Origin of the sequence: Geodermatophilus sp. Leaf369 (assembly GCF_001424455.1) — a bacterium.
Lineage (GTDB): Bacteria > Actinomycetota > Actinomycetes > Mycobacteriales > Geodermatophilaceae > Klenkia.
Map to the genome: position 1 here is coordinate 178,726 of NZ_LMQA01000005.1, position 26,525 is coordinate 205,250.

25 protein-coding genes and 1 pseudogene are annotated in these 26,525 nt (G+C 73.0%); 12 read left to right on the forward strand and 14 right to left on the reverse strand.

Annotated elements, in window-relative coordinates; genetic code table 11:
* Window positions 1-7: 7 nt before the first annotated feature.
* Entirely contained in the window at window positions 8-655 is a 648-nt protein-coding gene (locus tag ASG36_RS19960) for a nuclear transport factor 2 family protein (protein WP_055768369.1), read from the forward strand.
* 42 nt (window positions 656-697) lie between these two features.
* Here ASG36_RS19960 and ASG36_RS19965 read toward each other — a convergent pair whose 3' ends face one another.
* Window positions 698-2,389 (reverse strand): acyl-CoA carboxylase subunit beta, encoded by a 1,692-nt coding sequence (locus tag ASG36_RS19965; protein WP_235495332.1) that lies wholly within the window; start codon window positions 2,387-2,389, stop codon window positions 698-700.
* A gap of 13 nt (window positions 2,390-2,402) precedes the next feature.
* Between ASG36_RS19965 and ASG36_RS19970 the strand changes: the two are divergent.
* Window positions 2,403-3,464, forward strand: a pseudogene (locus tag ASG36_RS19970) (RNA polymerase sigma factor); the annotation flags it as partial.
* A gap of 49 nt (window positions 3,465-3,513) precedes the next feature.
* Here the strand turns inward: ASG36_RS19970 and ASG36_RS19975 are convergent.
* The gene (locus tag ASG36_RS19975; RefSeq protein ID WP_055768371.1) at window positions 3,514-4,401 is read right to left on the reverse strand and encodes a helix-turn-helix transcriptional regulator; all 888 of its coding nucleotides are present in this window, start codon (window positions 4,399-4,401) and stop codon (window positions 3,514-3,516) included.
* Between the two features lie 161 nt (window positions 4,402-4,562).
* Between ASG36_RS19975 and ASG36_RS19980 the strand changes: the two genes are divergently transcribed.
* The 5 genes from ASG36_RS19980 (at window position 4,563) to ASG36_RS20000 (ending at window position 9,125) form a co-directional block, all read left to right on the forward strand.
* Entirely contained in the window at window positions 4,563-5,585 is a 1,023-nt protein-coding gene (locus ASG36_RS19980) for a zinc-dependent alcohol dehydrogenase family protein (protein ID WP_055768373.1), read from the forward strand.
* A 31-nt stretch (window positions 5,586-5,616) separates the two neighbouring features.
* Window positions 5,617-6,387, forward strand: a complete 771-nt coding sequence (locus ASG36_RS19985; RefSeq protein WP_055768375.1) for a glucose 1-dehydrogenase — start codon at window positions 5,617-5,619, stop codon at window positions 6,385-6,387.
* 48 nt (window positions 6,388-6,435) lie between these two features.
* Window positions 6,436-6,846: a cupin domain-containing protein gene (locus tag ASG36_RS19990; protein WP_055768378.1), complete on the forward strand. Its 411-nt coding sequence runs from the start codon at window positions 6,436-6,438 to the stop codon at window positions 6,844-6,846.
* A 229-nt stretch (window positions 6,847-7,075) separates the two neighbouring features.
* Window positions 7,076-7,501 carry a response regulator transcription factor gene (locus ASG36_RS19995; RefSeq protein WP_055768381.1) on the forward strand — a complete coding sequence of 142 codons (426 nt, stop codon included), beginning with the start codon at window positions 7,076-7,078 and terminating at the stop codon, window positions 7,499-7,501.
* A gap of 151 nt (window positions 7,502-7,652) precedes the next feature.
* Window positions 7,653-9,125: a response regulator gene (locus ASG36_RS20000; protein ID WP_055768384.1), complete on the forward strand. Its 1,473-nt coding sequence runs from the start codon at window positions 7,653-7,655 to the stop codon at window positions 9,123-9,125.
* Between the two features lie 244 nt (window positions 9,126-9,369).
* Here ASG36_RS20000 and ASG36_RS20005 read toward each other — a convergent pair whose 3' ends face one another.
* Together ASG36_RS20005 and ASG36_RS20010 are read right to left on the reverse strand one after the other, a co-directional pair.
* Window positions 9,370-9,765 (reverse strand): VanZ family protein, encoded by a 396-nt coding sequence (locus ASG36_RS20005; protein ID WP_055768385.1) that lies wholly within the window; start codon window positions 9,763-9,765, stop codon window positions 9,370-9,372.
* Window positions 9,766-9,892: 127 nt separating this feature from the next.
* On the reverse strand, window positions 9,893-10,783 hold the full coding sequence (locus tag ASG36_RS20010) for an SDR family NAD(P)-dependent oxidoreductase (RefSeq protein WP_055768388.1): 891 nt from the start codon (window positions 10,781-10,783) through the stop codon (window positions 9,893-9,895).
* Between the two features lie 64 nt (window positions 10,784-10,847).
* Between ASG36_RS20010 and ASG36_RS20015 the strand changes: the two genes are divergently transcribed.
* On the forward strand, window positions 10,848-11,444 hold the full coding sequence (locus ASG36_RS20015) for a TetR/AcrR family transcriptional regulator (protein WP_162245216.1): 597 nt from the start codon (window positions 10,848-10,850) through the stop codon (window positions 11,442-11,444).
* 514 nt (window positions 11,445-11,958) lie between these two features.
* On the opposite strand, the gene ASG36_RS20020 is transcribed toward ASG36_RS20015, so the two are convergent.
* The 4 genes from ASG36_RS20020 to ASG36_RS20035 form a co-directional block, all read right to left on the reverse strand.
* Window positions 11,959-12,720: an HIRAN domain-containing protein gene (locus tag ASG36_RS20020; protein WP_055768394.1), complete on the reverse strand. Its 762-nt coding sequence runs from the start codon at window positions 12,718-12,720 to the stop codon at window positions 11,959-11,961.
* Window positions 12,707-13,639, reverse strand: a complete 933-nt coding sequence (locus ASG36_RS20025) for a hypothetical protein (RefSeq protein WP_055768397.1) — start codon at window positions 13,637-13,639, stop codon at window positions 12,707-12,709. The genes ASG36_RS20020 and ASG36_RS20025 overlap by 14 nt, the downstream gene beginning before the upstream one ends.
* Before the next feature lie 419 nt (window positions 13,640-14,058).
* On the reverse strand, window positions 14,059-15,258 hold the full coding sequence (locus ASG36_RS20030) for an acyl-CoA dehydrogenase family protein (RefSeq protein WP_082523358.1): 1,200 nt from the start codon (window positions 15,256-15,258) through the stop codon (window positions 14,059-14,061).
* Window positions 15,173-16,363 (reverse strand): CaiB/BaiF CoA-transferase family protein, encoded by a 1,191-nt coding sequence (locus ASG36_RS20035; RefSeq protein WP_055768402.1) that lies wholly within the window; start codon window positions 16,361-16,363, stop codon window positions 15,173-15,175. Before ASG36_RS20035 ends, ASG36_RS20030 begins: the two co-directional genes overlap by 86 nt.
* Window positions 16,364-16,565: 202 nt before the next feature.
* Between ASG36_RS20035 and ASG36_RS20040 the strand changes: the two genes are divergently transcribed.
* The gene (locus tag ASG36_RS20040) at window positions 16,566-18,392 is read left to right on the forward strand and encodes an acyclic terpene utilization AtuA family protein (protein WP_055768405.1); all 1,827 of its coding nucleotides are present in this window, start codon (window positions 16,566-16,568) and stop codon (window positions 18,390-18,392) included.
* 30 nt (window positions 18,393-18,422) lie between these two features.
* Here ASG36_RS20040 and ASG36_RS20045 read toward each other — a convergent pair whose 3' ends face one another.
* Together ASG36_RS20045 and ASG36_RS20050 are read right to left on the reverse strand one after the other, a co-directional pair.
* Window positions 18,423-19,664 (reverse strand): acetyl-CoA hydrolase/transferase family protein, encoded by a 1,242-nt coding sequence (locus ASG36_RS20045; protein ID WP_055768408.1) that lies wholly within the window; start codon window positions 19,662-19,664, stop codon window positions 18,423-18,425.
* Window positions 19,665-19,707: 43 nt separating this feature from the next.
* Window positions 19,708-20,874 carry an acyl-CoA dehydrogenase family protein gene (locus ASG36_RS20050; RefSeq protein ID WP_055768409.1) on the reverse strand — a complete coding sequence of 389 codons (1,167 nt, stop codon included), beginning with the start codon at window positions 20,872-20,874 and terminating at the stop codon, window positions 19,708-19,710.
* A gap of 244 nt (window positions 20,875-21,118) precedes the next feature.
* On the opposite strand from ASG36_RS20050, the gene ASG36_RS20055 reads away from it, so the two are divergent.
* Window positions 21,119-21,835, forward strand: coding sequence for a FadR/GntR family transcriptional regulator (locus ASG36_RS20055; protein WP_200944593.1), 717 nt, complete (start codon window positions 21,119-21,121; stop codon window positions 21,833-21,835).
* Window positions 21,836-21,865: 30 nt separating this feature from the next.
* On the opposite strand, the gene ASG36_RS20060 is transcribed toward ASG36_RS20055, so the two are convergent.
* Together ASG36_RS20060 and ASG36_RS20065 are read right to left on the reverse strand one after the other, a co-directional pair.
* Window positions 21,866-22,651 carry an enoyl-CoA hydratase/isomerase family protein gene (locus tag ASG36_RS20060; RefSeq protein ID WP_200944594.1) on the reverse strand — a complete coding sequence of 262 codons (786 nt, stop codon included), beginning with the start codon at window positions 22,649-22,651 and terminating at the stop codon, window positions 21,866-21,868.
* A 71-nt stretch (window positions 22,652-22,722) separates the two neighbouring features.
* Window positions 22,723-23,757 (reverse strand): CoA ester lyase, encoded by a 1,035-nt coding sequence (locus tag ASG36_RS20065; RefSeq protein WP_055768415.1) that lies wholly within the window; start codon window positions 23,755-23,757, stop codon window positions 22,723-22,725.
* Window positions 23,758-23,851: 94 nt separating this feature from the next.
* Between ASG36_RS20065 and ASG36_RS20070 the strand changes: the two genes are divergently transcribed.
* Together ASG36_RS20070 and ASG36_RS20075 are read left to right on the forward strand one after the other, a co-directional pair.
* Entirely contained in the window at window positions 23,852-24,616 is a 765-nt protein-coding gene (locus ASG36_RS20070) for a citryl-CoA lyase (RefSeq protein WP_162245217.1), read from the forward strand.
* Between the two features lie 2 nt (window positions 24,617-24,618).
* Window positions 24,619-25,245, forward strand: a complete 627-nt coding sequence (locus ASG36_RS20075; protein ID WP_055768421.1) for a TetR/AcrR family transcriptional regulator — start codon at window positions 24,619-24,621, stop codon at window positions 25,243-25,245.
* Here ASG36_RS20075 and ASG36_RS20080 read toward each other — a convergent pair.
* Together ASG36_RS20080 and ASG36_RS20085 are read right to left on the reverse strand one after the other, a co-directional pair.
* Window positions 25,239-25,829 (reverse strand): TetR/AcrR family transcriptional regulator, encoded by a 591-nt coding sequence (locus ASG36_RS20080; RefSeq protein WP_055768423.1) that lies wholly within the window; start codon window positions 25,827-25,829, stop codon window positions 25,239-25,241. The two genes, ASG36_RS20075 and ASG36_RS20080, sit on opposite strands and share 7 nt — an antisense overlap.
* A gap of 52 nt (window positions 25,830-25,881) precedes the next feature.
* The gene (locus ASG36_RS20085; RefSeq protein WP_055768426.1) at window positions 25,882-26,520 is read right to left on the reverse strand and encodes an enoyl-CoA hydratase/isomerase family protein; all 639 of its coding nucleotides are present in this window, start codon (window positions 26,518-26,520) and stop codon (window positions 25,882-25,884) included.
* Window positions 26,521-26,525 lie beyond the last annotated feature (5 nt).

Consider the following 26,525-nt stretch of genomic DNA (forward strand, 5'->3'; position numbering starts at 1 on the left):
ACACCCCGTGGCCACGCCCGCAGACCTCGCTGACCCCCGCGATCGGGAGGACCTCTTCGACCTCGTCCGGCGTGAGCGCTTCGCCCGGGACCAGCGCTTGTTCGACGTGATGGCCGACTGCTTCCACGAGAACGCCTGGGTTCGCACCACCTGGTACGACGGCGTCGGCGGGGACGCCTACGTCGCCTCCACCCGCGCGCTCCTCGGAGACTCCCCGGCCGGGGACACCTCCGGCAGGCACTGGGTCTTCCCGGCCCTCGCCCGGGTGCGCGGGGACCGGGCCACCGTGGAGAGCCCCGCCACCATCTTCGAGCGACGCGAACTGCACGGCGTCCACGTGGACGTCCACGCGCACTGCCGCTTCTTCTCCCGGGCCGTCCGGGAGCAAGGGCGGTGGCGGCTGCTGACCTTCCACGTCCTCTTCGAGTGGGACGAGCTGCGGCCCGCCACGGCCGGTGACACCCCGGTGCTCGACCGCGACCTGCTGGCGTCGCTGCGACCCTCTTACCGCTTCCTCGGCTACCTGCAGATCGACCGCGGTGTCCGGCTGGACCCGGACCTGCTCGGAGACGACCGGTGGGAAGGCGTGACGGCCTTCCACGCCAGGGAGGACGCGTGGCTGTCCGGGAACGGTGCCCTCGACGACCCCACGTGACCGACACGTCGACCTGTGCCGACGCGCGCCTGGCCTCGTGGGTCAGGTGTCGGTGGCGAGTGCCCGGGCCAGGGTCGCCCGCGTGTCCGCGGGGTCGATGACGTCGTCGATCTCGAAGGCCGCGGCCGCGCTGAGGCCCTTGCCCCGTTCGTAGGCCTCGGCGACCAGCTCGTCGTACCGGGCCCGTCGCGCGTCGAGGTCGTCGATGGCCTCGAGCTCGGTCCGGAAGCCCAGGCGGACCCCACCCTCCAGGCCCATGCCGCCGAACTCACCGGTGGGCCAGCTGACGGTCAGGACCGGCGCCTTGAGGTCCCCCCCGGCCATGGCCATCGCGCCCAGCCCGTAGCCCTTGCGCAGCACGACGACGCACAACGGCACGGTGAGCCGGGCGCCGGCGGTGAACATCGCGCTGAACCGACGGACGGTGCCGCCTCGTTCCGCGTCGGGGCCGACCATGAACCCGGGGGTGTCGCACAGGGACACGACCGGGAGGCCGTGGGTCTGGCACAGCTGGAGGAACCGGGTGGCCTTGTCCGAGGCGTCGGCGTCGATGGCGCCCCCCAGGTGCAGGGAGTTGTTGGCGACGATCCCGACGGCACGACCTTCGATCCGGGCCAAGGCGGTGAGGATCCCGGTCCCGAACCCGGAACGGAGCTCCAGGAGGCTCCCGGTGTCCGCGATGGTCTCCAGGACCGGCCGCACGTCGTAGGTGCGGAGCCTGTTCTCCGGGACGGCCGACCGGAGGGACCGTTGGTCGCTGCACTCCCAGCCGGTACGGGGGTGGGTGAAGTAGTGCAGGTAGCGGCGGGCGGTCTCGACGGCGGCCGCGTCGTCCTCGACCAGCACGTCGACCACGCCGTTGGCGACCTGGACGTCCATCGGTCCGACGTCGGCGGGGGCCACGGCGCCCAGCCCCCCTCCCTCGATCATCGCCGGGCCGCCCATGCCCAAGCTGCTGCCCCGGGTGGCGATGATGACGTCGCACGCCCCGGCCAGGGCCGCGTTTCCGGCGAAGCACCAGCCCGAGACCACCGCCACCATCGGGACCCGTCCGGACAGCGCTGCAGCCATGCGGAACGTGGGGACGTCGAGTTGCGCGACGGCCGTGGTGTCGGTCTCCCCGGGACGGCCGCCGCCGCCCTCGGCGAAGAGCACCAGGGGGAGTCGTCGGCGGTGCACCAGCTCGAGGAGCCGGTCGGTCTTGCGGTGGTTCTGGATCCCCTGGGTGCCGGCGAGCACGGTGTAGTCGTAGGACATGACCGCCACGGGCCGGTCGGCGACCCGGGCGGTCGCCGTGACCAGACCGTCGGCGGGGGTGCGTTCGACGAGGTCCTCGAGCGTCCGCCGGCGACGTTGGGCGGCGATCGTGAGGGCGCCGTACTCGGTGAGGGTGTCGGCGTCCACCAGGGCAGCGATGCTCTCCCGCGCCGTCCAGCGGCCGGCGCCATGTCGCTTCTCCACCGCTCGGGGGCGGGCTTCGTCGAGGCCGATCTGGTGGCGGCGGTCGACCTCGGCCAGGTCGGGTCGGCGGTGGTCGAGATCGGTCGGCACGACGTCCTCGGTGGTCGCGGTGGTCTGGTCGTCCTGCTCGACGACCGCGACCAGTGCGGCGGCGCCCACGACCTCACCGGCGCTGACCAGCGACGGACCGTTCGCCGAGGCCAGGAGGTCTTCTCCGGGTTCTTGCTGCTCGAGGCCGCCGACCTGGACGCCGCAGTGACCCTGGCCGCGCACCACCGGCAGCCTCACCGTCGCCGAGGACGCGGTCGCCGACGCCGTGGAGGTCGCCCTCCGCCGGTGGCCCGAGACCGGCGTCCCGGACGAGCCCCGCGCCTGGCTGACCACTGTGGAGCGCAACAAGGCCCTGGACGCGCTGCGCCGGGAGACCGCCCGCACCGGGAAGGAGGCCGACGCCGCAGACCTGGCCGCGTCGACCGCACCCGACGAGCCCCCGGAGCCCTCCGTGGTGCGCGACGACCTCCTCCGGCTGGTCTTCACCTGCTGCCACCCCGCCCTGCGCCCCGAGGCGCAGGTGGCACTGGCCCTGCGGACGCTGTGCGGCCTGGCCACCGCCGACGTCGCACGGCTGCTCCTCGTCCCCGAGGCGACCGCCGCCAAACGGCTGACCCGGGCCAAGCAGAAGATCGCCGTCGCGGCGATCCCCTACCGGTTGCCCGAGGCCGAGGACCTGCCCGACCGGGTCGGCACCGTGGCGACCGTCGTGCACCTGCTCTTCACGGCCGGGCACAGCGGCGGCGAGACCGTGGTCCGCCCGCAGCTGTGCGACGAGGCCATCCGGCTCGGACGGCTGCTCGTCGACCTCATGCCCGACGAGGCCCAGCTGCAGGGGCTGCTGGCGCCCATGCTGCTCACCGACGCCCGGCTGGCCGCCGGCCGGTTCGAGCTGCAGGCGGCCATCGCCGCCTGCCACGCCCAGGCACCCAGCCTGGAGCAGACCGACTGGGCCGACGTCGTCGCGCTCTACGACGCGCTGCTGCGGGTGGAGGACACCGCCGTCGTCCGGCTCAACCGGGCCGTTGCGGTCGGCGAGCTCACCGGCCCGGCCGCCGGGCTGGCGGCCCTGGACGCCGTCCCCGGCCTGGAGCGTCTGCACCTGTGGCACGCCTGCCGCGCCGAGCAGCTGCTCCGGCTGGGCCGCCGCGCCCTCGCCGTCCAGGCGTGGGAGGCCGCCCTGGCCTGCGATCCGTCCCCACCCGAAGCCGCCTTCATCCGAGACCGCCTCGCCCCACACCGTGCCGACGGACCCGACGGAGTGGTCGCCCTGCCCGCCCACCAGCGCGAGCTCTGAGGGCCGCCCCGGTCAGGTACGCGCTGGGACAGCCGTCTCGGACCGACGGTCAGGTCGCTGGCTCGTCCCACGGCGTTGGCGGGGCGGCGTCCTGGGAGGCAGCCCAGCTGGCCAGCATCGACAGACCGTCGGCGGTGGGCGAGCCCGGTTCGCCGGTGTAGACGGTGAGGGTGAGGCCCCAGAGCTCGTCGGTGGGCAGCGGGATGGACTCGAAGGCCAGGTCCAACCGACCGACGACGGGGTGCACGAACGTCTTGGCGCCGGTGTGGTGCAGCCGCACGTCGTGGCCGGCCCACCGGCTGCGGAACTCCTCGCTGCGGGTGGCCAGCTCGCCCACCAGGTCGGTGAGCGCCCGGTTGTGCGGGTCGCGCCCAGCCGCTGTGCGCATGATCGCCACCGTGGTGCTCAGCGCTGCCGGCCAGTCCTGGTGGAAGTCCCGCGCCCGGGGATCGAGGAACTGGAAGCGGGCGATGTTGGCCTGCCCGCCCGCAGCGAACTCGTAGACCGGGGAGTAGAGCGCGCGCCCCAGGGCGTTGGCCGCGACCAGGTCCATGCTGCCGTTGGGCACGATCGCCGCAGCACCGGTCATCGCATCGAGCATCCACTGGACGCTGGGCCGCACCCGCTGGCTGGCCCGGCGCCGGGGTGCCCGGCTGGGCCGTGCGGCCCGCGCGAGGTCGTCCAGGTGTGACCGCTCGGCCTCGTCCAGGCGCAGCGCCCGACAGACCGCGGCCAGGACGTCGTCGGAGACCTCGGCGATGTGCCCGCGCTCCAGCCGGGTGTACCAGTCGGTGCTCACCCCGGCCAGGACGGCGACCTCCTCCCGACGCAGGCCGGGAACGCGCCGTCGCCCCGAGGCGGGCAGGCCGACCTGCTCGGGGGTGAGCCGGGCGCGGCGGGTGGCCAGGAAGTCGGTGATCTCGGCCCGGTTGTCCACGGGTCCCGACGCTAGACCGCGGCGCGCACCCGCCGGTAGCTCCGAGGGAGGGAGAGCTCCTCCCCCCATGAACTCGCCCTGCCTCGCACCCCTCAGCCGGTCTTCCATGGCTCCTGGGCGGATCGAAGTCCGCCAGCCTCGTCTCATCTCAGGAGCACGTCATGCGCGGAGCAGTCCTGCACGCCCCCGGCGACGTCCGGGTCGACGACCGTGCCCGGCCCGGCCTCGAGCAGCCCACCGACGCGGTCATCCGCGTGGTCGCCGCCTGCGTCTGCGGGTCGGACCTGTGGCCCTACCGCGGGATCGAGTCCGTCGACCAGCCCACCCCGATGGGCCACGAGTACGTCGGGGTCGTCGAGGAGGTCGGCAGCGCGGTAACCACCGTGCGGCCGGGCCAGTTCGTCGTCGGGTCCTTCTTCGCCTCCGACAACACCTGCGAGATCTGCCGCGCCGGCTACCAGACCCACTGCGTCCAGCGTCAGCCCGGCGCCCCCACCGGCGCCCAGGCCGACTACGCCCGCATCCCGCTGGCCGACGGCACCCTCGTAGCCACCCCCGGCATGCCCGACGACGACCTCGTCCCCAGCCTGCTCACCGCCTCCGACGTCCTCGGCACCGGCTGGTTCGCCGCCGTCGCCGCCGCCGCCGGGCCGGGCAAGACCGTCGCCGTCGTCGGGGACGGCGCCGTCGGGCTGCTCGGGGTGCTCGCCGCCCGCCGGCTGGGCGCCGAACGCGTCATCGCCGTCAGCCGGCACGCCGACCGCCAGGCCCTGGCCCGGGAGTTCGGCGCCACCGACGTCGTCACCGAGCGGGGCGAGGACGGCGTGGCCGCGGTCAAGGCACTCACCGGCGGCCTGGGCGCGCACTCGGTCATCGAGGCCGTGGGCACCCAGGAGTCCATGTTGCAGGCCATCGGCTCGGCCCGGGCCGGCGGACACGTCGGCTACGTGGGCGTCAACCACGACGTCACCCTGCCCGGGGAGCAGCTGTTCTTCTCCGGTGTCCACCTGCACGGCGGACCCGCCCCCGTGCGCCGGTTCCTGCCCCAGCTCATCGACCTGATCTGGACCCGGCAGATCGACCCCGGCCGGGTCTTCGACCTCACCCTCCCCCTCGAGGACGCCGCCCAGGGCTACCGCGCGATGGACGAACGCCGCGCGATCAAGGCCCTGCTCCGTCCCTGACCTCTCCCCCTCGACCGACAGGAGCACACCCGTGTCCCAGCCCCAGCAGCGCTTCACCGGCAAGGTCGCCTACGTCACCGGCGCCGGCGGCGGCATCGGCCGCACCACCGCCCTGGCCTTCGCCGCCGAAGGGGCCCGGGTCGCCGTCGTCGACCGAGACGCCTCGGCTGCGACCGAGACCGCCCGGCTCGTCACCGAGGCCGGCGGCCAGGCGCTCGCCCTGACCTGCGACGTCACCGACGAGGCCCAGGTTTGCACCACCCTGGCCGCCACGATCGACGCCTTCGGCCGGCTCGACGTCGCCTTCAACAACGCCGGCGTCGACCAGTCCCGCACCACACTCGAGGACCTGACCAGCGAGGAGTGGGCCCGGATCGTCGCCGTCGACCTCACCGGGGTCTACCACTGCATCAAGCACCAGGTGCCCCTGCTGCGCGCCGCCGGTGGCGGGGCGATCGTCAACACCTCCTCCGGCGCCGGCGTCATCGGCATCGCCGGACAGGCCGCCTACGCCGCCGCCAAGTGGGGCGTCATCGGGCTGACCAAGTCCGTCGCCCTGGAGGTCGCCGGCGACGGCATCCGCGTCAACGCCGTGTGCCCCGGCGTCATCGACACCCCGATGATGGGCCGCGCCTTCGGCCCCGGCGACGACGGTCACGAAGCAGCCGCAGCACAGTCCCCGCTGAACCGCCCCGGCCACCCGGAGGAGATCGCCTCGGCGGTGCTCTGGCTCAGCTCCGACGCCGGCGGCTTCACCGTGGGCACCGCGCTCGTCGTCGACGGCGGACAGACGGTCGGCTGACCAACCCACCGAGCGACCACGCCCACGCCAGCAGGAGGTACGAGACACGTGCAGATCACCCGCAGCTCCATCGACACCACCCAGGGCCCGGCCGACTGGTTCACCGGCGACGTCTACATCGACGCCGTCGCCGCGGCTCCGGCGCCGTCCCGCCTGACCGCCAACCTGGTGCACTTCATGCCCGGCGCCCGCACCCACTGGCACCGCCACCCGCTGTCCCAGACCGTGTTCGTCACCGAAGGAGTCGGGCTCTGCCAGCGCCGCGGTGGCCCCGTCGAGGTCATCCGCCCCGGGGACCGCGTGCTGTTCGAGGCCGACGAGGAGCACTGGCACGGCGCCGCCCCCAACCGGCTGATGGCCCACCTCGCGATCAACGAGGCCGACACCGACCACGCCGTCGTCCACTGGCTCAGCCCGGTCACCGACGAGGAGTACAGAACCGCCCCGGAGCACGGCTGATCCGCTCAGCTCGCTCGACCCGGCCCGCGGCCACGGTCCACGTCCCGGGCCGGAGCTCGTGGGACCAGGTCCTCGGGTTCTCTCACCGCACACCGCCCTCGGCGTTGCAGACTGACACGGCAACGGCGTGGCCGCCCCTTCCTGTGGGTGTCCACGGACCCCGCAGTGGGCTGCCGCCACCAGGGCCCTGGGGCCAGGATCGGTGCACCGACGACGAGGGAGGGCCGCCGTGATCGACGTCCTCATCGCCGACGACCACCCTCTGGTCCGCCGGAGCATCGGGGAGCTGCTGGAGGACAGCGCCGGCCTGAGCGTGGTCGCGCAGTGCGAGGACGGCGACCAGGTCCTCGACGCCGTCCTGCGACACCGGCCGCACGTGGCTCTGCTCGACCTCCGGATGCTCCGGGTGTCCGGCCTGGAGGCGGCCCGCGAGGTGCGCGCGGCAAGCGACACCCGCGTCCTCCTCGTCACCGGCAGCTGGACGGCCGACCTACGGGCGTCGGCGGAGGAGGCGGGGGTGTCGGGGCTGGTCCTGAAGGGCGAGGACCCCTTGTTGCTGCCTCACGCCGTGCGGCGGGTCGCCGCCGGCGGCACGTTCTGGGGCCCGGCTCGTCGTGGTCGAGCCGACCAGTTCCTCCCTGATCCCAGCACCTGAGACACCTGACAGTCACGACACGACGCGATGCGCATACGGATCGAGACGTGATCGGATCTCCCGCGGCCCACCTCCTTGACCGGACTCGCCCTCTGCGTTGTCCTCGGGTCCAGCAACCTGCTGCCCCTCCAGGACCATGAAGGCAACGCCTGTGAGCACCTCCCTGGGACTCCCCGTCGCCCCGGCCCGCACCGTGCTCGTGGTGGACGACCACCGCAGCTTCGCCGAGCTGCTCTCCGGTGCGCTCGCGCAGGCCGGCATGACCCCGGTCGGCATCGCCTCCAGCGCCGAGGAAGCGGTCGAGCACGTCCTCCGGGTACGCCCCCACGTGGTCGTGATGGACATCCAGATGCCCCGCCAGGACGGGCTGACCGCGACCCGCCGGATCCGCGACCTCGCGCCGGACACCGTGATCGCCGTGGTCAGTGCGCACACCGACCCCGAGTGGGTGGTCCGGGCCGGACGAGCCGGCGCCTCGGCGTTCATCCCCAAGGACGGCTCGCTCACCGAGATGCTCGACGTGCTGGACCGCTGCCGGGTGGGGCAGATGCTGGTGGCGCCCACCACGTTCAGCCGACCGGCAGCAGCGGTCCCGCCCCACCGCAGCCGTCGGGAGCTGCCGCACCTGACCGAGCGGGAGAAGGACGTGCTCGGCTGCTTGGGCCGGGGCCTGCCGGTGAAGTCCGTGGCGCGGGCCCTGGGGATCAGCCTGCAGACCTGCCGGGGTTACGTGAAGTCCCTGCACGTGAAGCTCGATGCCACCTCCCAGCTGGAGGTCGTCATCAACGCACAGCGCCTGGGCCTGCTCGACGACCCGGCACGATCGGACGCACCGGACCCGCGCTCGTCACGCCTGACCGACGTCTACTACACCCTCGACGGCAGCAGCCCCCTGGACGGACCGGACACCACCCGACCCGCTGCGACCCGCTACACCGGACCGATCACCGTCTCCCCCGTCGCCGGCGCACCGGTGGTGCTGCGCTACGTCGCCGTGGACGCCGCCGGGAACAGCTCCCTGGTGAAGAACGAGACGTACCGCCTCGACGCCCCGTCCGTGCCCGGGGCCCCCACCCTCGGTGCGGTCGTGGCCGGTGACGGGCGGGCGACGGTGAACTGGACCGCACCCACCTCCCCCGGCACGTCACCGGTCACCGGGTACGCGGTCACTGCCGCACCCGCTACGGGCGCCGCGGTGACCGCGACGGCCGGGCCCAACGCCACCCAGTTGGTGCTGAGCGGCCTGACCAACGGCACCGCCTACTCGGTGTCGGTCCGGGCCACCAACGCGGTCGGGACAGGGCCGGCGTCACCGGCGACGTCGGTGACCCCGGCCCGGCCCGCAGTGGACACCGTCACCGTCACCAGGGCGAGCTGGAAGACCGGTGACCTGCGCATCGAGGGCACCGGTTCCGTCCCCGGTGCCACGATCACCATCCGCACCGGGGGCCCGGGCGGCACGGTGCTGGGGACGGCGGTGGTCGGCACTCCGGCCGCAGGAGCGGCGTCGGGCACCTGGAGTTTCCGGCTGCGCACCGCCGCCGTCACCACCCGACCGGCCGCAGTCGCGGTCACGTCCTCCGGTGGTGGGGTGGTCAGCCCGGTGACGCTGGCCAACGCCTGAGCGCACGCTGCCGCGGTGCCCCCCTCCGAGGGCACTGCGGCACCGTGTGACCCGGAGTCGGATGCGGCGTCCCGACCCGGTCGGTCGGCCGGCCGGTGGGGCACCTGTCGAACCACGACCCGCGACGTGCGGGCTCGTCCCGTGGTCCTCGGACCGGGTCTCGGTCACCCCTCCCGGTCTCGGCCTGCGGGTTCGCGCGACGGATCCGACGTCGGTCCAGCGGCTCGCACACGGGGGTCGCCGGTCAGTGCGAAAACCGGGGCGCAGGCGTGGACGTCCGTCCGGCGAGGCGCAGTCCGGCCCGAGCCAGGGCCGCGCCGAGGACGGCACCGATGCTGTTGGCGAGCCAGTCGCTGGTGGAGCAGGACCGCCCGAGGGACGGAGCCAGGGCCTGGAGCAGCTCGACACCAGCCGATGCAGCGATGGCAGCGCCGGCGACCAGGACGGGTTGCCGCCACACGGTGGTGAGGAGCGCGACCGGGGCCAGGAAGAGGATGACGTTGGCGAGGTCGCCGTGGAACAACGTGGGTACGTCCCAGGCCACCTCGCAGAAGGAGGCGGCCGCCGGCGCGACGACGAGCAGGACGAGGAACGCCGTCGGCTCGAGCCACGGGTGCTCGACGAGCACAGTGCTGATCACGCGCACCTCCTGATCGCCGGACCCTGCCGCGGCACCACCGCGGACGGGTCATGCCGTCGGACGACCTCACCTCGCGGCACCGGCGCCGCGGACGTGGGTCGCCGTGCGGCGGTGCGCCCGACGCCGTTCACGACCGCGCCGAGATCGATGCCGATGCGTCGTCGAGCTGGGTCAGCTGCTCGGAGGCCACCCACAGCCCGTGCGCCAGCTCGGGGTCCTTCGCCCGCGCCGAGCGCCCGATGACCTGGGCACCCCCGCGCATGTGCGCGAGGTGGCGGGGTCCGGTGAACGCACCGGAGGGCAGGGCTCCGGTGATGGCGAGCAACACGGGCAGTGCTCCCTGGTCAGGCTGCTGGCCGAGGACGGGGAGCAGGCGGTCCCACAGGCCACGGCGGGTGCGCTGGGGGTCGTCGTAGATCGCGGTGACGACGAGCCCGGGATGGGCGGCCATCGCCCGCACCGGCGAGCCCGCGGCACGCAGCCGCCGGTCCAGCTCGGCGGTGAACAGCACGTTGGCCAGCTTCGAGTCGGCATAGGCGCGCTGCCCACGGAACTCCCGACGGTGCCAGTTCAGGTCCGCCAGGTCCAGCCGGCTCGCGCGCTCGGCCTGGGAGGCCACCGTGACCACCCGGCCCGTGATATGCGGCAGGAGCAACGTCGTCAGCAGGAAGTGCCCGAGGTGGTTGGTCCCGAACTGCAGCTCGAACCCGTCACGGGTGCTCTGCAACGTGGAGGACGACACCCCCGCGTTGTTGACCAGGACGTCGACCGGCCCGATGGTCCGCTCTGCGAAGCGCCGCACCGACGCCAGGTCGGCGAGGTCCAGTGCCCGGACCTCGTGCGCGCCGGGCAGTTCGGCGGCCAGAGCGGCGCCCTTGTCGGTGTCCCGGACACCCAGCACGAGGTGTGCGCCGGTCGCTGCGAGGGCGACGGCGGTGGCCCGCCCGATGCCGCTGGTGGCACCGGTGAGGACGACGGTCGTGCCGGAGACGGCGGAGGGGTGCAGGGGAGGGGTCATGTCCGTCAATGTGGACGCCGCATACATTGTTGTCAACAGCTACATCCGCCGTTACGGTGGGTGCGTGCCCACGCCCTACCACCACGGGTCACTGCGACAGGCCCTGCTCGAGCAGGGCCGCCAGGTGCTGGCGGAGCAGGGTCTGGCGGCGGTGACGCTGCGCGAACTGGCCCGGCGGACCGGGGTCAGCCACGGCGCGCCACTGCGCCACTTCCCCGACCGCGAGTCGCTGTTGGACGCGCTGGCCGCACAGGGCTTCGACGAGCTCGTCGATGCGCTGGTCGCCGCAGACCTGGCCGGCGATCTCCCGTCGCGGCTGACCGTCTACGCCCACACCCACGTCGGCTTCGCCGTGGCGAACGGGGCGCTGATGGAGTTGATGTTCTCCCGGGACCTTCGTCCCGAGGCGTCCGGCGGTGACGCAGCCCGAGCCGCTGCCCGGTTCTTCGCCCTGGGCGCGCACATGCTGGGAGAGCCGGACCCCCGAGAGCTCGGGCCCCTGCCCTACCTGCTGGCAGCCACCCTCGAGGGGATCAGCTCGCTCGTGGCGCATGGCCGGCTGCCCGAGCAGCGGGTCGAGGAGGTCACGGCCGCGGCGGTGGAGTTCATGCTGCCCGCGATCCGCGACCAGCTCGACCGCGCCACCCCCACGGCCGACTGAGGCCCCCGGACCGTCCACCGCACATCGACGTCGCGTGCGGCGTGCACGGGGTCACCGCACACGGCCACCACCTGCGGGTCGACCACGCGGCCCGGGCCCACGCCCGGGCCTCCGCTGCAGCCGTGCAGCCCAGGACGCACCCGGTGACCCACCCCCACAGGGGCGACGCAGGCTGCCTCCCCGCGCGGCCCGAGTGCCCGACGGCATCTGTCACCGACGGCTGGACCGACGCACGAGGCGGGCCGCCCCAGCGGGACGACCCGCCTCTGCTCCTCTGTCGGGCAGACAGGATGTGGAGCTGCGACCCCATGACCCCCAGCCAGCAGCGGGGGGTCCGTCGTCGTCCGCACACGTCCCGTTTCCGCAGGTCAAGCGAGTCCCGCGTGCGAGGACGTCTGTCGCTGTGCGGGCTCGTCCAGACCGCGTTGCTGTACTGGTTGCTGTACTTCTGGGGGCTCGAGCCACCGGTCTCAAGCCACCCTCGACGGGGATCTGGCGGGATCCCCCTCGGGCCTCAGACGACCGTCTCCCACCCTGCGCCCGAGAACGGGGCCAGACCGCCCGCCACGTGACCGTCGAGACGCACGAGCAGGCGGAGGCGGACACCGACCTCGGGACCGTTGACCCGGACGACGGTGATGGTCGGGTCCGCGACGGAGTGCGCGTGGTCGAGGAGGACATCGGGCACCCAGCCCAGCCGTTGTCCGCTCGACTCGACGACGACGAGGGCTCGCGGGTTGGCGGGGTTCGATGGTTCTGGGACGAGAGTCAGCCGGTCACCTGGGCGCAGCATGCCCAGGACGGACTCAGCCCCGTCGACGTACCGGATCCCGTGCACCAGGAAGAAGCAGCGGGACGCGCCGTCCGCATCGACCTCCGGCTCGGGCAGCAGCATGATGCCGTCACCCGCGCGCTGACCACCCGATCGGGCCAGGACCTCGAGGGGTGAGGGAGCACCGCTGAGATCGAGCGCCGCCAAGAAGAGGGGGTGCTCCGGACGGCGAGGGTCCATGATCCGTTCGGCGAACAACGGGAAGAGCCCCTCGGAGCGGTACGAACGGGACACGTCGGCGAATCCCAGGAAAGGGCGGAACCCCTCGCGCCCCACTGCAGTCCGCAGGTAGTCGAACGAGTACTCGACGCTGTCCGCCCGGGCAGATGCCGCGAGGAAGCCGACCGGTCGGTAGAAGCCGTCGACGTCCTTCTCGGTGACCAGCAGCCGTCGGCGGCCCGTCTGGACTGGGTGCAACTGAGCAGTGAGGTCATCGACAGACATCGAGCACCCTTTCCCTGTTGAGGTGGAGCAGTTGCCTACAGAAGGTACGAGCAGGGTCTGACATTCGCGGAACGCCGGACAGCACATCGTCCACATCGGCAGTCGAGACACGCGCCAGGCGACCCGACCAGTGACGGCGGGCCTCTTCTCCTGCCTCGTCCAACGCCGCTGTGGCGAAGGCCGTCAGAGGGGTCTTGTGGCCGTCCTGGAACTTCCTGCCGTACGCCTTGTCGGCGAAGCGGACGAGGCGTACGGGTTCAGCCAAGATCTCCTGGCGTCGTGCCTCCGTCAGCGCTGAGCCCAGAGATGCGCCGTGGTCGTAGGACGGCGCCAGGGACACGCTCCCGTCCGCACGGACCAGCAGCGCCCAGTTCTCCTCGTGGCGGTCCAGGTTCGAGATCCACGCGTCGAAGACGAGGTAGCCCGCGAAGAGGCCGACTGCCGTCACGCCGGGGACGTCCCATCCGGCCGGCGGCATCACATCGAGGGACCGCAGCTTCCGGACCACGGTGGACACGGAGTGACCGACGTGGTTGCGCGGTGGCCGCAGACGGCCTTCGTGCACCTCGCGATACCGGTACCCGGGGACGTCCTGGAGCAGGATGGCCCCGTTCTGGAGGTCGAGGCCCGGTCCGGCCAGGTCCCTGCAGATGACTCCAGGCTCTCGACCCTCGCCCGTGTTCCGGAACGCGAGCTCGACGTCGGCGCACGGCAGCCCGATCAGTTCGGCCAGGCCTTGGGCGACCTTCTCGGCCCAGTCCTCTCCCTGGGGTTCAGAGGATCTTGTGGGGATCCGAGTCGCCTTGTAGAGCCAGCTGGCCCCACCGCCGTCCTCCAACCACCGGTTGGCACCGCTCCCCCGTGCTTCGAGCTGGAGGGTCGTCCACTCCGTGACGTCGACTTCCAGCGCCCTGGCCACGGGGAGAACGTAACCATCCGCCGGGGCCGGTAGCGGCCGCCGCGGCCACACCCGATGACGTTCCCCGATCACGAACGAGCCGACACCCGCCCGCTCTCCAGGTCCAGCGTGAGCAGCCCGTCGGCCTCGGCAGCCACGAGCACCCGCAGGGTGAACCGGCGTCTGCGCAGTGCGTGCACGGTGGTGGACGGGTCTATCGGAGAGCCACCTGCAGGTCGTGGTGCACGGCCTCCCGCGACGGCGACCGGCGACCGCGGGGGCGCCACGCGGGGTCCCCGCCGCTGCTGGCGGTGGTTTCGACGGTGCAGTGTCCGTCCCGCCGACACGGCACGAGGTCCCCGCTTCGGGGACCAGCCAGCCGGCCTCGTAGTCCAGCCGGTGTCCACACCGCAGGTGCGCCTCGTGCGGCACGAATGACCTCAGCTGCGCTTCTCGCCGAGCCCGAGGCCCCGGCCGATGATCTCCCGCATGATCTCGCTGGTCCCGCCGTAGATCCGCGCGATCCGGGCGTCGGCGTAGTCCCGGGCGATCGGGAAGTCGTGCACGTAGCCGTAGCCCCCGTGCAGCTGCAGGCAGGCGTCGACCACCCGCCCCAGCGACTCCGAGGCCCACAGCTTGACCATGGCCGCGTCCTGCGGCCACAGCTCGCTGCGCACGTGCGCAGCCAGGCACCCGTCGACGAAGGCCTGGGTGACCTCGACCTCGGTGGCGCAGTCGGCCAGGGAGAATCGGCTGTTCTGGAAGGTCCCGACGGCCTGCCCGAACGCCTCCCGCTGGGTGACGTAGGCCAGCGTCCGGTCGACCACGCCACGGGCGCTGGCCACGTTGCCGATCGCGATCGACAGCCGCTCCTGCGCCAGGTTGCGGGTCAGGTACCGGAAGCCCTGGCCCTCCTCCCCCAGCCGGTTCGCCACCGGCACGACTGCGTCGTCGAAGAAGAGCTCGCAGGTGTCCTGGGCCTTCATGCCCATCTTGTGCAGCGTGCGGCCCCGGGTGTATCCCTCGGCCCCGTTCTCCACGACCAGCAGGCTGAGGTCGCCGTGCGTGCCGGCGGTCCCGGTGCGGACGACGGTGATGACCAGGTCGGCGTTCAGGCCGTTGGTGATGAACGTCTTGGACCCCGACACCCGGTAGACGTCGCCGTCGCGGGTCGCCCGGGTGCCCACCCCGGCCAGGTCCGAGCCGGCCCGCGGCTCGCTCATCGCGATCCCCAGCACGAGTGCGCCCGAGGCCACCCCGGGCAGCCACCGCGCCCGCTGCTCCTCGGTGCACAGGTCCAGCAGGTAGGGCAGTGCGACGTCGTTCTGCATGGTGAAGCTCAACGAGAACGCATTCAGCCCGCGCCGGGAGGACTCCTCGTTGAGCACCGCGTTGAATCGGAAGTCCTCGGTGCCCCTACCGCCGCGGGCCTCGGGGACGGCAAGGCCCAGGAACCCCAGCTCCCCGAGTCGGTCGAACACGGGGCGCGGCACCCGGCCGGCAGGACGGTGCGTCGCACGGTGTCTCCCAGGGGTCGGTCGGTGGGGACGGCGGTCAGACGACGCCGTCGTGGTGCAGCCGGGCGATGTCGTCCTCGGCCAGGTGCAGCAGGTCGCGCAGCACGGCGTCGGTGTCCTCACCGAGCTCGGGGGCGGGTCCGGGCAGGGTCACGGGTGAGTCCGAGAGCTGCAGCGGGCTGCCGAAGACCGTCGACCGGCGGTCGCCCTCACCGGTCTCGGCGAGCATCCCGCGGTCGCGGAGCACCGGGTCGGTGAGCACCTGGCGCAACGTGCGCACCGGGGCCGCCGGGATGCTGGCCTGCTGCAGGAGCCCCAGGGCGGTGTCGGCGTCCAGGCCAGCGGTCCAGGCGGCCACCGCGGCGTCGACGTCGTCCATCCGAGCGACCCGCCCGGCCGGGGTGGCCAGCACGGGGTCGGCGGCGAGGTCGTCGCGGCCCATCAGCGCGCACAGCGCCGACCAGTGCACCGGCCGCAGGCAGAGCACCGCCAGCCAGCCGTCGGCCACCGGGTAGACGTTGTACGGGCACACCGACAGGCCGCCGTGCCGGTTGCCGGTGCGCTCGGGGAACTCGCCGTCGGCCTCCAGCAGGCCGGCGATGTTCGAGGCCAGGCTGGGCAGCACGGCGTCCTGCATGGCGACCTCGACGTGCTGGCCGCGGCCGGTCCGGGTGCGCTGGAACAGCGCGGCGAGCACCGCGGCGGCGAGGTGGCTGCCGGCCGCGAAGTCGACGACGGCGGCACCGGCCTTGACCGGCGGGCCCTCCGGGAAGCCGGTGGAGGACAGCACCCCGGACACCGCCTGCACGGTGATGTCCATGCCGCGCAGCCCCTCGGCCGCGGGGTGCCGGCCGTAGGCGCGACCGGAGGCCAGCACCAGCTCGGGACGACGGGCGTGCAGCACGTCCCAGCCCAACCCGAGCCGGTCGAGCACGCCGGGGGCGAAGTTCTCGACCACGACGTCGGCGCGGTCGACCAGGTCGAGGAACAGCTCGTGCCCGCGGGGGGTCTTGAGGTCCAGCCGCACGCCCTGCTTGCCGGCGTTGAGCAGCAGGAACGCAGCGCCGGAGGAGGCGCCGTCGCCGCGCCAGCGCAACGATTCCCCGCCGGGCGGCTCGATCTTCAGCACCGTCGCCCCGAGGGAACGCAGCAGGTGCGTGCAGTACGGACCGGCATACACCTGACCGAGGTCGAGCACGACGATCCCGTCCAGCGCGGGTGCGCTCATCCCGTGGCCCCCCGCAGCACGTCTCGGCCGTCGCCGACGGGGCAGTCGTGCACGTACACACCGGTGACTGTCACGGTCCCCCACCTCGCAGAACGGCCTGACCTTTCGAATGACAGACGAAGCGTGCCAGACTCCGGCCCATCTGCACCAGCGGTGGGTCCCGGCGGGTCGCCGACCCCCGCGCGATCCGGAGGACCAGCCGATGACGCACCCCACCGCCACCCCGCAGGCCCCCCGGTCGGTGCTCCGGGTCGGCAACTGCTCGGGCTACTTCGGCGACCGCCCGCAGGCGCTGCGGGAGATGCTCGAGGGCGGCCCGCTGGACGTGCTGACCGGGGACTACCTGGCCGAGCTGACGATGCTGATCCTGTGGAAGACCGGTCGCCGTCCGGGCGGGGTCGGGTACGCACCGACCTTCCTGGCCCAGATGGAGGACACCCTCGGGCTGTGCCTGGACCGCGGCACCAAGGTCGTGGTCAACGCCGGCGGGCTGGACCCGCGCGGGCTGGCCGAGAAGCTGACCGAGCTCGCAGCCCGGGTGGGCATCGGCGCGCGGATCGGCTGGGTCGAGGGCGACGACCTGCTGACCCGGCTGCCCGAGCTGACCGCGGCCGGCGAGACGTTCCCGCACCTGGAGGACGGCCGCCCGCTCGCCGAGACCGGGGCGCCCGCCGTCACCGCGAACGCCTACCTGGGCGGCTGGGGCATCGCCGAGGCGCTGCGCCGGGGCGCCGACGTCGTCGTCACCGGCCGGGTCACCGACGCCGCCCTGGTGGTCGGCCCGGCGGCCTGGGCTTTCGACTGGGCCACCGACGACTGGGACCGGCTCGCCGGCGCGGTCGTCGCCGGGCACGTGCTGGAGTGCGGCACCCAGGCCACCGGGGGCAACTTCTCCTTCTTCCAGGAGGTCCCCGACCTGCTGCACCCCGGCTTCCCGATCGCCGAGATCGCCCCCGACGGCTCCAGCGTCATCACCAAGCACCCGGGCACTGGCGGCGCGGTGACCGTGGAGACCGTCACCGCCCAACTGCTCTACGAGATCGCCTCCCCCGCCTACGCCAACCCCGACGTGGTCACCCACTTCGACACCGCCGAGGTCTCTCAGCAGGGCCCGGACCGGGTCGCGATCACCGGCGTCGTCGGGTCGCCCCCGCCGCCGACTCTGAAGGTCTGCGTCAACCAGGAGGGCGGCCACCGCAACACGGTGGCCTTCGGCCTCACCGGTCTGGACGTCGAGGCCAAGGCCGACCTGGCGCTGCGCGGCTTCCTGGCACACTTCGATGGCGGCCCCACCCGCCCGGCGGTGATCGACTCCCGCGTCGTGCACGGCCGGCCCGAGGACGCCGTCACCAACGCCGACGCCGTCTCCCAGCTCGTGATCACCTGCAAGGACGCCGACCCCGCCGTCGTCGGCCGTCCGGTGTTCGACGCCGCGAACCGGCTGGCCCTGGCCAGCTACCCCGGCACGTACCTGGAGAACGCCGGCCGCTCCGCCCGGGCCTTCGGCGTCTACGTCCCCACCGTGGTCGACCGCACGCGGGTGCCGGTGTCGGTGTATGTCGACGACGAGGGTCCGACCACACCGCCAGAGCCGGCCAGCACCGCCCCGCTGAGCAGCACCCCGCCCGTGGACCCGCCCTCCCCCGCCGTCGACGGGGACCTGGTCGAGACCCCGCTCGGTGCGCTCGTCGGGGCCCGCTCCGGGGACAAGGGCGGCAACGCCAACATCGGGGTCTGGACCTGGTCCGACGTCATCCACGACTGGTTGTCGGCTCACCTGACCACCGGCCTGCTGCGCGAGCTGCTGCCCGAGGCCGCCGACCTGACCGTCGACCGGTACCCGCTGCCCCGGCTCCGGGCGCTGAACTTCGTCGTCCACGACCTGCTCGACGACGGTGTCGCGGCGACCACCCGACCCGACCCGCAGGCCAAGGGGCTGGGCGAGTTCCTGCGCTCGCGCACCGTCCACGTGCCCCCCTCCGTGCTGGCCGCGGCCACGCGCCCGGCACCCGGCCGCGCCATGGGCTGACCCCAGGCCACCCGTGGACCCCGCGTCGGCTCAGCCCGCGGGGTCGCGGCGTCGCGAGACCAGGCTGCGGGTCAGCTCGTCGCGGTGCTCCGGGGCTGCGACGGCGACCAGCCGCCGGGCCCGCTGCGTCTCGGTGGCGCCGGTCAGGTGGGCGGTGCCGTGCTCGGTGACCACCGCGTCGACGTCCACGCGGCCGGTGCTGACCACCGGGGAGCCGAGTTGCGCGCGGATGGTGGAAGCGCCGCCGGACGTGGAGCGCAGCGCGATCACCGAGCGGGCGCCGGTGAGGCTGGCGGCCCGGCTGAAATCGACCTGCCCGCCTACAGCCCCGACGTGCACGCCGCGACGGACCTCGGCACCGACCTGGCCGAGCAGGTCGACCTCGATCGCGGAGTTGACCGCGACCAGGGAGCGCAGCCGCGACAGCACAGCCGGATCGTGGGTGTAGCTGGCGGCCCGGAAGCGCACCGGGTGGTCGGCCAGCCCTCGGTAGAGCGAGGAGGACCCGAGCGCAGCGCCGGTGACCACGAGGCCGGGGTCGATCTCCTTGCGGGCGCCGGTGACCACGCCGCGCTCGACCAAGTCCAGCACGCCGTCAGTGATCATCCCGCTGTGCACGCCGAGGTCGCGATGCCCGGCCAGCGCCTCGAACACGGCGCCCGGGAGCGAGCCGACGCCCAGCTGCAGGGTGTCGCCGTCATCGACCAGTTCGGCGACGTGCGCGGCGATCTGCCGTTCGACGTCGTCGGGGGCCCGGACCGGCGCCTCGCGCAGTGGTCGGTCGGTGTACACGACGGCGGCGAAGGCGCTCAGCGGCAGCCGGGCAGTGCCTGCGGTGGCCGGCATCTGCGCGTTGACCTCGGCGACAAGAGTGCGGGTGTGCGGGATCGCGTCGGCGACGTACTCGACCCCGATGCCCAACGACACTGTGCCGTCGACATCCGGCGGGGAGACCTGCAGCAGCCCGAGGTCGTGCGGCAGCGCGCCGCGGGCGAAGAGCCGGGGCAGCGCGGAGTAGTGGCAGGGCACGACCTCGAGCCGGCCCGCGACGGCCAGCCGGCGCAGCTCCCCGAGCCCGCCGTAGGACAGCACGGTGAGCTCGGGCGGCGGGTCGGCCAGCCGCGGGTTCCAGGTCAGCCCGATGAAGGCGCGCAGCGGCCCGATCCCGTCCATCTGGTCCAGCAGCGCATCGACCAGCGGTTCGGGCTCAGCCGGGCCTTGGCCCCACCAGACGCCGTCCCCGGGTCGGAGCAGCCGGGCGAAGTCGATCAACCGTCGACCCGGAGGGCCGGGACGAGCCCCGCGAGCGGGGACATCAGTAGCTCCGGGGCAGGCCGAGCACGTGCGAGCCCAGGAAGTTGAGCACCATCTCCTGGCTCAGCGGGGCGATCTTGAGCAGCCGGGCCTCCCGGAAGTAGCGGCCCACGTGGTACTCCTCGGAGTAGCCCATCCCGCCGTGGGTCTGCACCGCGCGGTCGGCGGCCTCGAAGCCGGCGTCGGCGCACAGGTACTTGGCGGTGTTGGCCTCCCGGGCGCACGGCAGGCCATGGTCGTAGAGCCAGGAGGCCTTGCGCAGCACCAGCTCGGCTGCGTCCAGGCGGGCCAAGGAGTCCGCCAGCGGGAACTGGATCCCCTGGTTCATCCCGATCGGGCGGCCGAACACCTCGCGCTCGTTGCCGTAGCGGACCGCCCGGTCCAGGGCGACCCGGCCGAGCCCCAGGGCCTCGGCAGCGACCAGCATCCGCTCGGGGTTCAGCCCGTCGAGGATGTAGGAGAAGCCCTTGCCCTCCTCGCCGATGCGGTGCTCCTCGGGGATCCGCAGGTCGTCGATGAAGAGCTCGTTGGAGCTGACGGCGTTGCGGCCGATCTTCTTGATCGGCCGGACGTCGACGTGCGCGCGGTCCAGGTCGGTGAAGAACAGGGTGAGCCCGTCGGTCTTCCGCGGGGAGTCCTCGAACTTCGCCGTACGGGTGAGCAGCAGGATCTTCTCGGACTCCATCGCCTTGGAGATCCAGACCTTGCGCCCGTTGACCACGTAGTCCGAACCGTCGCGCTTGGCAAAGGTGGTGATCTTCGTGGTGTCCAGGCCGGCCCCCGGCTCGGTGACGCCGAAGCAGACGTGCAGGTCGCCGTTGACGATGCGCGGCAGGTTCTCCTGCTTCATCTCCTCCGACCCGTGCACGATCACGGGGTGCATGCCGAAGATCGACATGTGGATAGCGCTGGCGGCGTTCATGCCACCACCGGACGCGGAGACGCCCTCCAGCAGCAGGGTGGCCTCGGTGATCCCCAGGCCGTGCCCGCCGTAGGCCTCGGGCGTCGTCATGCCCAGCCAGCCACCGGAGGCGAAGGCCTCGTAGAACTCGGTGGGGAACTCGTGCGCCTGGTCCTTCTCCATCCAGTACGTGTCGTCGAACTGTGCGGCCAGCTCGGCCACGGCCTTCCGGATCGTCGTCTGGTCCTCGGTGAGGTCGAAGTCCACGGTGCGCCTCCTGCGATCGACGGTCGAACCACCGCAAGTTAACATTGGTCAGACCGAATAGACAGGCAAGCTGCAAGCCGACGGACAGCGGGACGGCCTGTTGCCTCCCTCGATCCGGTCGGTGGGCGGGGAGATGGGCGGCGACGGCTCGTATGCTCTCGGTCTGACCATTGGCGGAGAGGCGGGTCCCATGCCGGAGCCGACGACGGACCCGGGGCCCGCGGCCCGGACCCCCATCCGGCTGATGCCGATCCAGGTGCCCAAGGCCTCGGACGTGCTGGCCGACGACCTGCGGGAGCGCATCCTGCGCTCGGAGTACCCGGAGGGCACCGCCCTCCCGCCCGAGCGCGAGCTGGTCACCCAGACGCACATGAGCCGCACCACGGTCCGGGAGGCGCTCCGCATCCTCGAGGTGCAGGGGCTGGTGCGGATCAAGACCGGCCGGAGCGGTGGTGCCTTCGTGCGGCGCCCCGGCCAGGAGTCGGTGGCCAACACCGTGGACCTGCTGATCCGCGGCCGGCACATCCGGATGGTCGCCCTGCTGGAGACCCGCGAGGGCATCGAGCCGGTCTGCGCGCAGCTCGCCGCCAAGTACCGCACCGAGGAGGACTTGGACCGCCTCGAGGCGGCCAACGCCGCGATCTCGGTCGACACCGGGTCGCTGGAGGACTTCCTGCAGGCCAACGTCGACTGGCACGTCGCGGTCGCGCAGGCCAGCCACAACGAGCTGCTGACCGGCTTCATGCTCGCGCTGTCCCGGGCGATCTACGCCTCCACCGACAACAAGGGCTTCATCGACGCCGAGGTGCGCGGACACACCGTGCACGCGCACCGCACGATCACCCAGGCCATCCGGGACCGCGACCCCGAGGCCGCCGTCCGCCGGATGAACCGGCACGTGCACGCCTATGCCGAGGCCGTGCTCGAGGTGGAGGACCGGACCGAGATCGACGTCCCCTGACCTGCTCGTCCCCTGCCCGTGACCGACCGGTCAGCGGCCGCGCCACTCCGGTGGGCGCTTCTCCCGGAGGGCGGTGACCCCCTCGACGACGTCCTCGGTCGTCAGTGCCAGGGCCAGCTGACCCTGCAGGAGCGCCAGCGCGCCGTCCAACGGGAGGTCCTGGGTGGCCGCCAGCGCCTCCTTGCCCAGCCGCATCAGCAGCGGCGATCGGGACGCGATGTGACCGACCCAGGCGTCCAGCTCGGCGTCGAAGTCCTCCGCGGTCCAGACCGCGTTCACCACGTGCAGGTCGCGGGCCTCCTCGGCGGTCATCAGCCGACCGGTCATCATCAGCTCGTTGGCCTTGGCCCGCGGCACGCTGCGGTAGATCAGCGCCGAGATCATGAACGGGAAGACCCCGACGTCGATCTCCGGGCAGCCCATCCGGACGCCGGCCCTGGCCACCAGCAGGTCGCAGGCCAGCGCGAGACCGAAGGCGCCGGCCAGCAGGTCGCCGTCCGCGGCGCAGACCACCGGCTTGCCCAGGTCGCGGAGCAGCCGGAACAGTCGGGGGAAGCGGTCCAGCCCGGTGTACTTGTCGATCGGCGTGCGGGTGCCGGAGAACGTCTTGAGGTCTCCCCCGCTGGAGAAGACCCGGGTCCCGGTCGACGCCAGCACGACCACCCGGACGGCCTCGTCGCGCCGGGCCTGCTCGAGCCGGGCCAGCAGCTGGTCGAGCAGGGCGTCGGTCAGTGCGTTGCGGGTGGCGGGGTCGTCGAGCACCATCCGAGCGACCCCACGGTGGTCGACGGCGTACTGGACCAGGACGTCGGACACGGTGCTCCTCAGCTCGGTTCTCTGGTCAGGACTCTCGGGGGGGCCTGAGCACGTGCCCCCGGGGGGCGGTGTCACGCGCTCGCCGCGTCCCGTTCCGCCACCAGGTCGGCGAAGGCCAGGATGGCCTGGCACTGCTTGTAGGACGCGTCGTCCTGCATCTTCCCGTCGACCATCGACGCACCGGTCCCGTCGGCCAGGGTCTCCACGACCCGGCGGGCCCAGGCGACCTGGTCGGCGTCGGGGGTGAAGACGGTGCGAGCGACCTCGATCTGGACCGGGTGCAGGCTCCAGGCACCGATGCAGCCCATCACGTAGGCGTTGCGGAACTGGTCCTCGCAGGCCACCACGTCGGCGATGTCGCCGAAGGGCCCGTAGTAGGGGTGGATGCCGGCCATCCGGCACGCGTCGACCATCCGGGCGATCGTGTAGTGCCACAGGTCCTGCTGCGCGGTCGCCCGGCGGCCGTGCACGTCGCCGTCGACTGCGTCGGTGCGCACCAGGTAACCGGGGTGTCCCCCACCGACCGCCGTGGTCTTCATCTGCCGGTCGGCGGCCAGGTCGGCCGGGCCCAGCGAGACGCCCTGCAGCCGGGGGCTCGCGATGCAGATCTCCTCGACGTTGGCGACGCCGCGCGCCGTCTCCAGGATGGCGTGCACCAGCACCGGGCGCGTCAGGCCCGCCTTGGCCTCCAGCTGGGCGACCAGCCGGTCGACGAACTGGATGTCCTCGGGCCCCTCCACCTTGGGGATCATCAGCACGTCGATCCGGTCGCCCACCTCGGTCACCAGCCGGGTGACGTCGTCGAGGAACCAGGGTGAGTTCAGGGCGTTGACCCGCGACCACAGGGCCGTCGTCCCGAGGTCGGCGGTGCGGGCGAACTGCACCAGGCCCTCGCGGGCCGCCTCCTTGCGGGAGGCCTGGACGGCGTCCTCGAGGTTGCCCAGGAGCACGTCGACCCGCGGGGCGAGGCCGGGCAGCTTGGCGACCATCTTCTCGTTCGAGGGGTCGAAGAAGTGGAGCATCCGGGAGGCGACCGGGGGGATGGTCCGCAGCGGCGCGGGGGCGCCGACGGCCAGGGGCTGGAAGAAGTCACGGGGGCTGCGCACGGGGTCGGGTCTCCACGTCGTCGGGGGCTCGTCGTGGTTGTATCCAAACGCTGTTCGTATTTCTTGTCGAGCTGGAGGACCCCTCGTGTCGGACATGACGTGGAAGACGGCCATCGCCGAGGTGCAGGTGGACGACGTGGTGGTCCGCGGCCACCGGCTCAGCGAGCTGGTCGGGTCGGTGACGTACAGCGACATGGCGTTCCTGCTCATCCGCGGCTCGCTGCCCAGCGACCCCGAGCGCGCCACGCTCGAGGCGATCCTGGTCAGCCTGGCCGACCACGGGATCTCGCCGTCCTCGATCGTCGCCCGGACCCTGGCCTCCTGCGGCACCCCGGTGCAGGCCAGCATCTCCGGGGCGCTGCTGAGCATCGCCGACTGGCACGGCGGCTCCGGCGAGGAGGTCGCCCAGCTGCTGACGTCGTTGGCCACCGACGACGAGGCCGCCCTCGGCGAGGCCTGCTCGACCCTCGTCCGGGAACGGAAGAGCCGCCGCGAGCAGGTCCCCGGCTTCGGCCACCCCCAACACACCGACGGCGACCCCCGGGCCCGCCAGCTGCTGCGCATCGCGACCGAGCACGGCGTCGCCGCCATGTACTGCACCGCCCTGGCGACCTTGGGCGCGGTGCTGGCCGACACCACCGGCCGGGAGTCCCTGCGGCAGCCCAACGTCACCGGTGCGATCGCCGGCATCCTGCTGGACCTGGGCTTCCCGTGGACGGCGGTGCGCGGGGTGGTGATGTCGGCCCGGAGCCTGGGGCTCACCGCACACGTGGTGGAGGAGCTGGAGCAGGGCAACAAGTGGCGGCACGTCTCCAGCGAGGACGTCGAGTACACCGGGCCGCCGGCCCCGGCGGTCTGAGGGTGGTCGCCCCCCGCCCGCGGGGCCGCCCGCGCGCCGGGGAGGACCGCAGCGAGGTCCGGATCGCCGAGATCACCGACGCCGCCGCCCGGCTCTTCGCCGAGCGGGGGTACGACGCCACCTCGGTGCAGGACGTCGGCGAGGCCGTGGGCATGCGCAAGGGCAGCCTCTACCAGTACATGGACAGCCGTGAGGACCTGCTGTTCTGGGTGCTCCGGCGCAACCACGAGCAGCTGCGCGCGCACACGACCGCCGCCCTCGGGAGGGTGCCGGACCCGGCGGCGGGGATCGCGGCCTTCGTCGGCGCCCACGTCGGGCACGTGCTGGACAACGCCGCCCTGTCCGCGCTGTACGCGCAGCGCTTCGCCACCCTGGAACGGCAACCGGCGCTGCGGTCCGAGATCCTCGCCCTCCGGCGGGACTACGAGGGCCTGCTCGTCGACCTCCTGCTCCGCGGGCAGTCCGCCGGTTGCGTCGCGCCCGACCTGGACCCCTCGCTCACCGCCCGGTCGTTGCTGGCGATGTGCAACGCCGCCCACCTGTGGGCCGGCGACGCCGACCACCACGCCGTCGTCGCCCACCACGTGCGGCTGGCCGGCCGCGCCGTCGCTCCCCCCGGGGGTCAGTGATCCGGGGTGGGGCCTGACAGGGCGCCGGTCACCACCTGCGCCATGCTCGTCAGCGCCCCGTCCAGGTCGAAGTGCTCGGGGTCGAGCAGCCACTGGAAGGCGATGCCGCGGAAGGCACCCACCCAGACGCCCGCCAGGGCCCCGGTGTCCACCGACGCCGCGACCGACCCCTCCGCGATCCCCCGCCGCAGCAGCCGCTCGATCGTGGCCCGGTGCTGGCGGTGCATGTCGGCGACCCGCTCACGGATCTCCGGCACCAGCACCAACGACTCGAACAGGATCGAGTAGAGCGCCCGCATGTGGGTGGGCACCGTGTGCACGTTCTGCCGGGTCCGCTCCAGCACCAGCGTGAGCGCGGCGGGGACGTCGAGCTGGTCCAGCTCGGGGTCCAGCCGGTCCTCGCTCCACTGGATGAAGTGCCGCTCCAGCAGGTGCCAGAGCAGGTTCTCCTTCGATCCGAACCGGCCGGTCACCAGGCCACGGCTGTACCCGGCCCGCTCGCCGATGGCCACCAGCGTCGAGCGCTCGTACCCGCGCTCGGCGATCAGGTCCACCGCGGCCTGCAGGAGCCGGCGGGTGGACATGTCCGACCGCTCCTGCTGCCCGTTCTGGCCCGACGACCGGCCACTCACCTGATCACCCCAGCAGCTGCGGACGCAGCAGCGCCTGCCACTGCGCGACGCCCTCACGGACCGCCTCGGCCGGACGGGCCGCGACCTTCTCCGCCCGCTCCACTGCGCGGGCGTCGGCCTCGGCGTCGGCACACAGCTCGGTGACCAGTCCGATCTCCCGGGCCCGGGCCGCGTCCACCGGCTCGGCGCTGAAGGCGAGGTCGTAGGCGGCCCGGGCCCCGACCAGCGCCGTCTGGCCGGCCATCAGAGCCGACGGGAAGAACCCCGCCCGCAGCTCCGGCAGACCGAACGTCGCCCCCTCCGAGGCGATCACCAGCGGGCACGCGGCGAGGATGGCCAGACCGGCCCCGAAGGCCGGCCGCCGGACCACGGCGGCCCAGTGGACTGGAGAGCTCAAGAGCACGTCCACCACGTCGTCCACGGCGCGCCCGCTGGTCTCCAGCTCCTTCAGGTCGGCACCGGCACAGAAGGCCGGGCCCTCGGCGGCGAGCACTGCGGAGCGGACGCCGGAGGAGACCATCGCCTCGACGGCGCTCCGGAGGTCCGCGGCCAGCTCGGAGTTCACCGCGTTGCGCTTGGCCCCCCGCGTCAGCGTCAACCGGGCGACGCCCTCGGACAGGTCGTCGACCTCGACCAGGCTCACGGCGC

Excerpts from the sequence above, each read along its gene's own strand:
- ASG36_RS19980 (WP_055768373.1), top strand. The coding sequence starts at position 4,563 with ATGCGCGGAGCAGTCCTGCACGCCCCCGGCGACGTCCGGGTCGACGAC.
- ASG36_RS20010 (WP_055768388.1), bottom strand. The coding sequence starts at position 10,783 with ATGACCCCTCCCCTGCACCCCTCCGCCGTCTCCGGCACGACCGTCGTC.
- ASG36_RS20020 (WP_055768394.1), bottom strand. The coding sequence starts at position 12,720 with ATGTCTGTCGATGACCTCACTGCTCAGTTGCACCCAGTCCAGACGGGC.
- ASG36_RS20035 (WP_055768402.1), bottom strand. The coding sequence starts at position 16,363 with ATGAGCGCACCCGCGCTGGACGGGATCGTCGTGCTCGACCTCGGTCAG.
- ASG36_RS20040 (WP_055768405.1), top strand. The coding sequence starts at position 16,566 with ATGACGCACCCCACCGCCACCCCGCAGGCCCCCCGGTCGGTGCTCCGG.
- ASG36_RS20055 (WP_200944593.1), top strand. The coding sequence starts at position 21,119 with ATGCCGATCCAGGTGCCCAAGGCCTCGGACGTGCTGGCCGACGACCTG.
- ASG36_RS20070 (WP_162245217.1), top strand. The coding sequence starts at position 23,852 with ATGACGTGGAAGACGGCCATCGCCGAGGTGCAGGTGGACGACGTGGTG.
- ASG36_RS20080 (WP_055768423.1), bottom strand. The coding sequence starts at position 25,829 with ATGTCCACCCGCCGGCTCCTGCAGGCCGCGGTGGACCTGATCGCCGAG.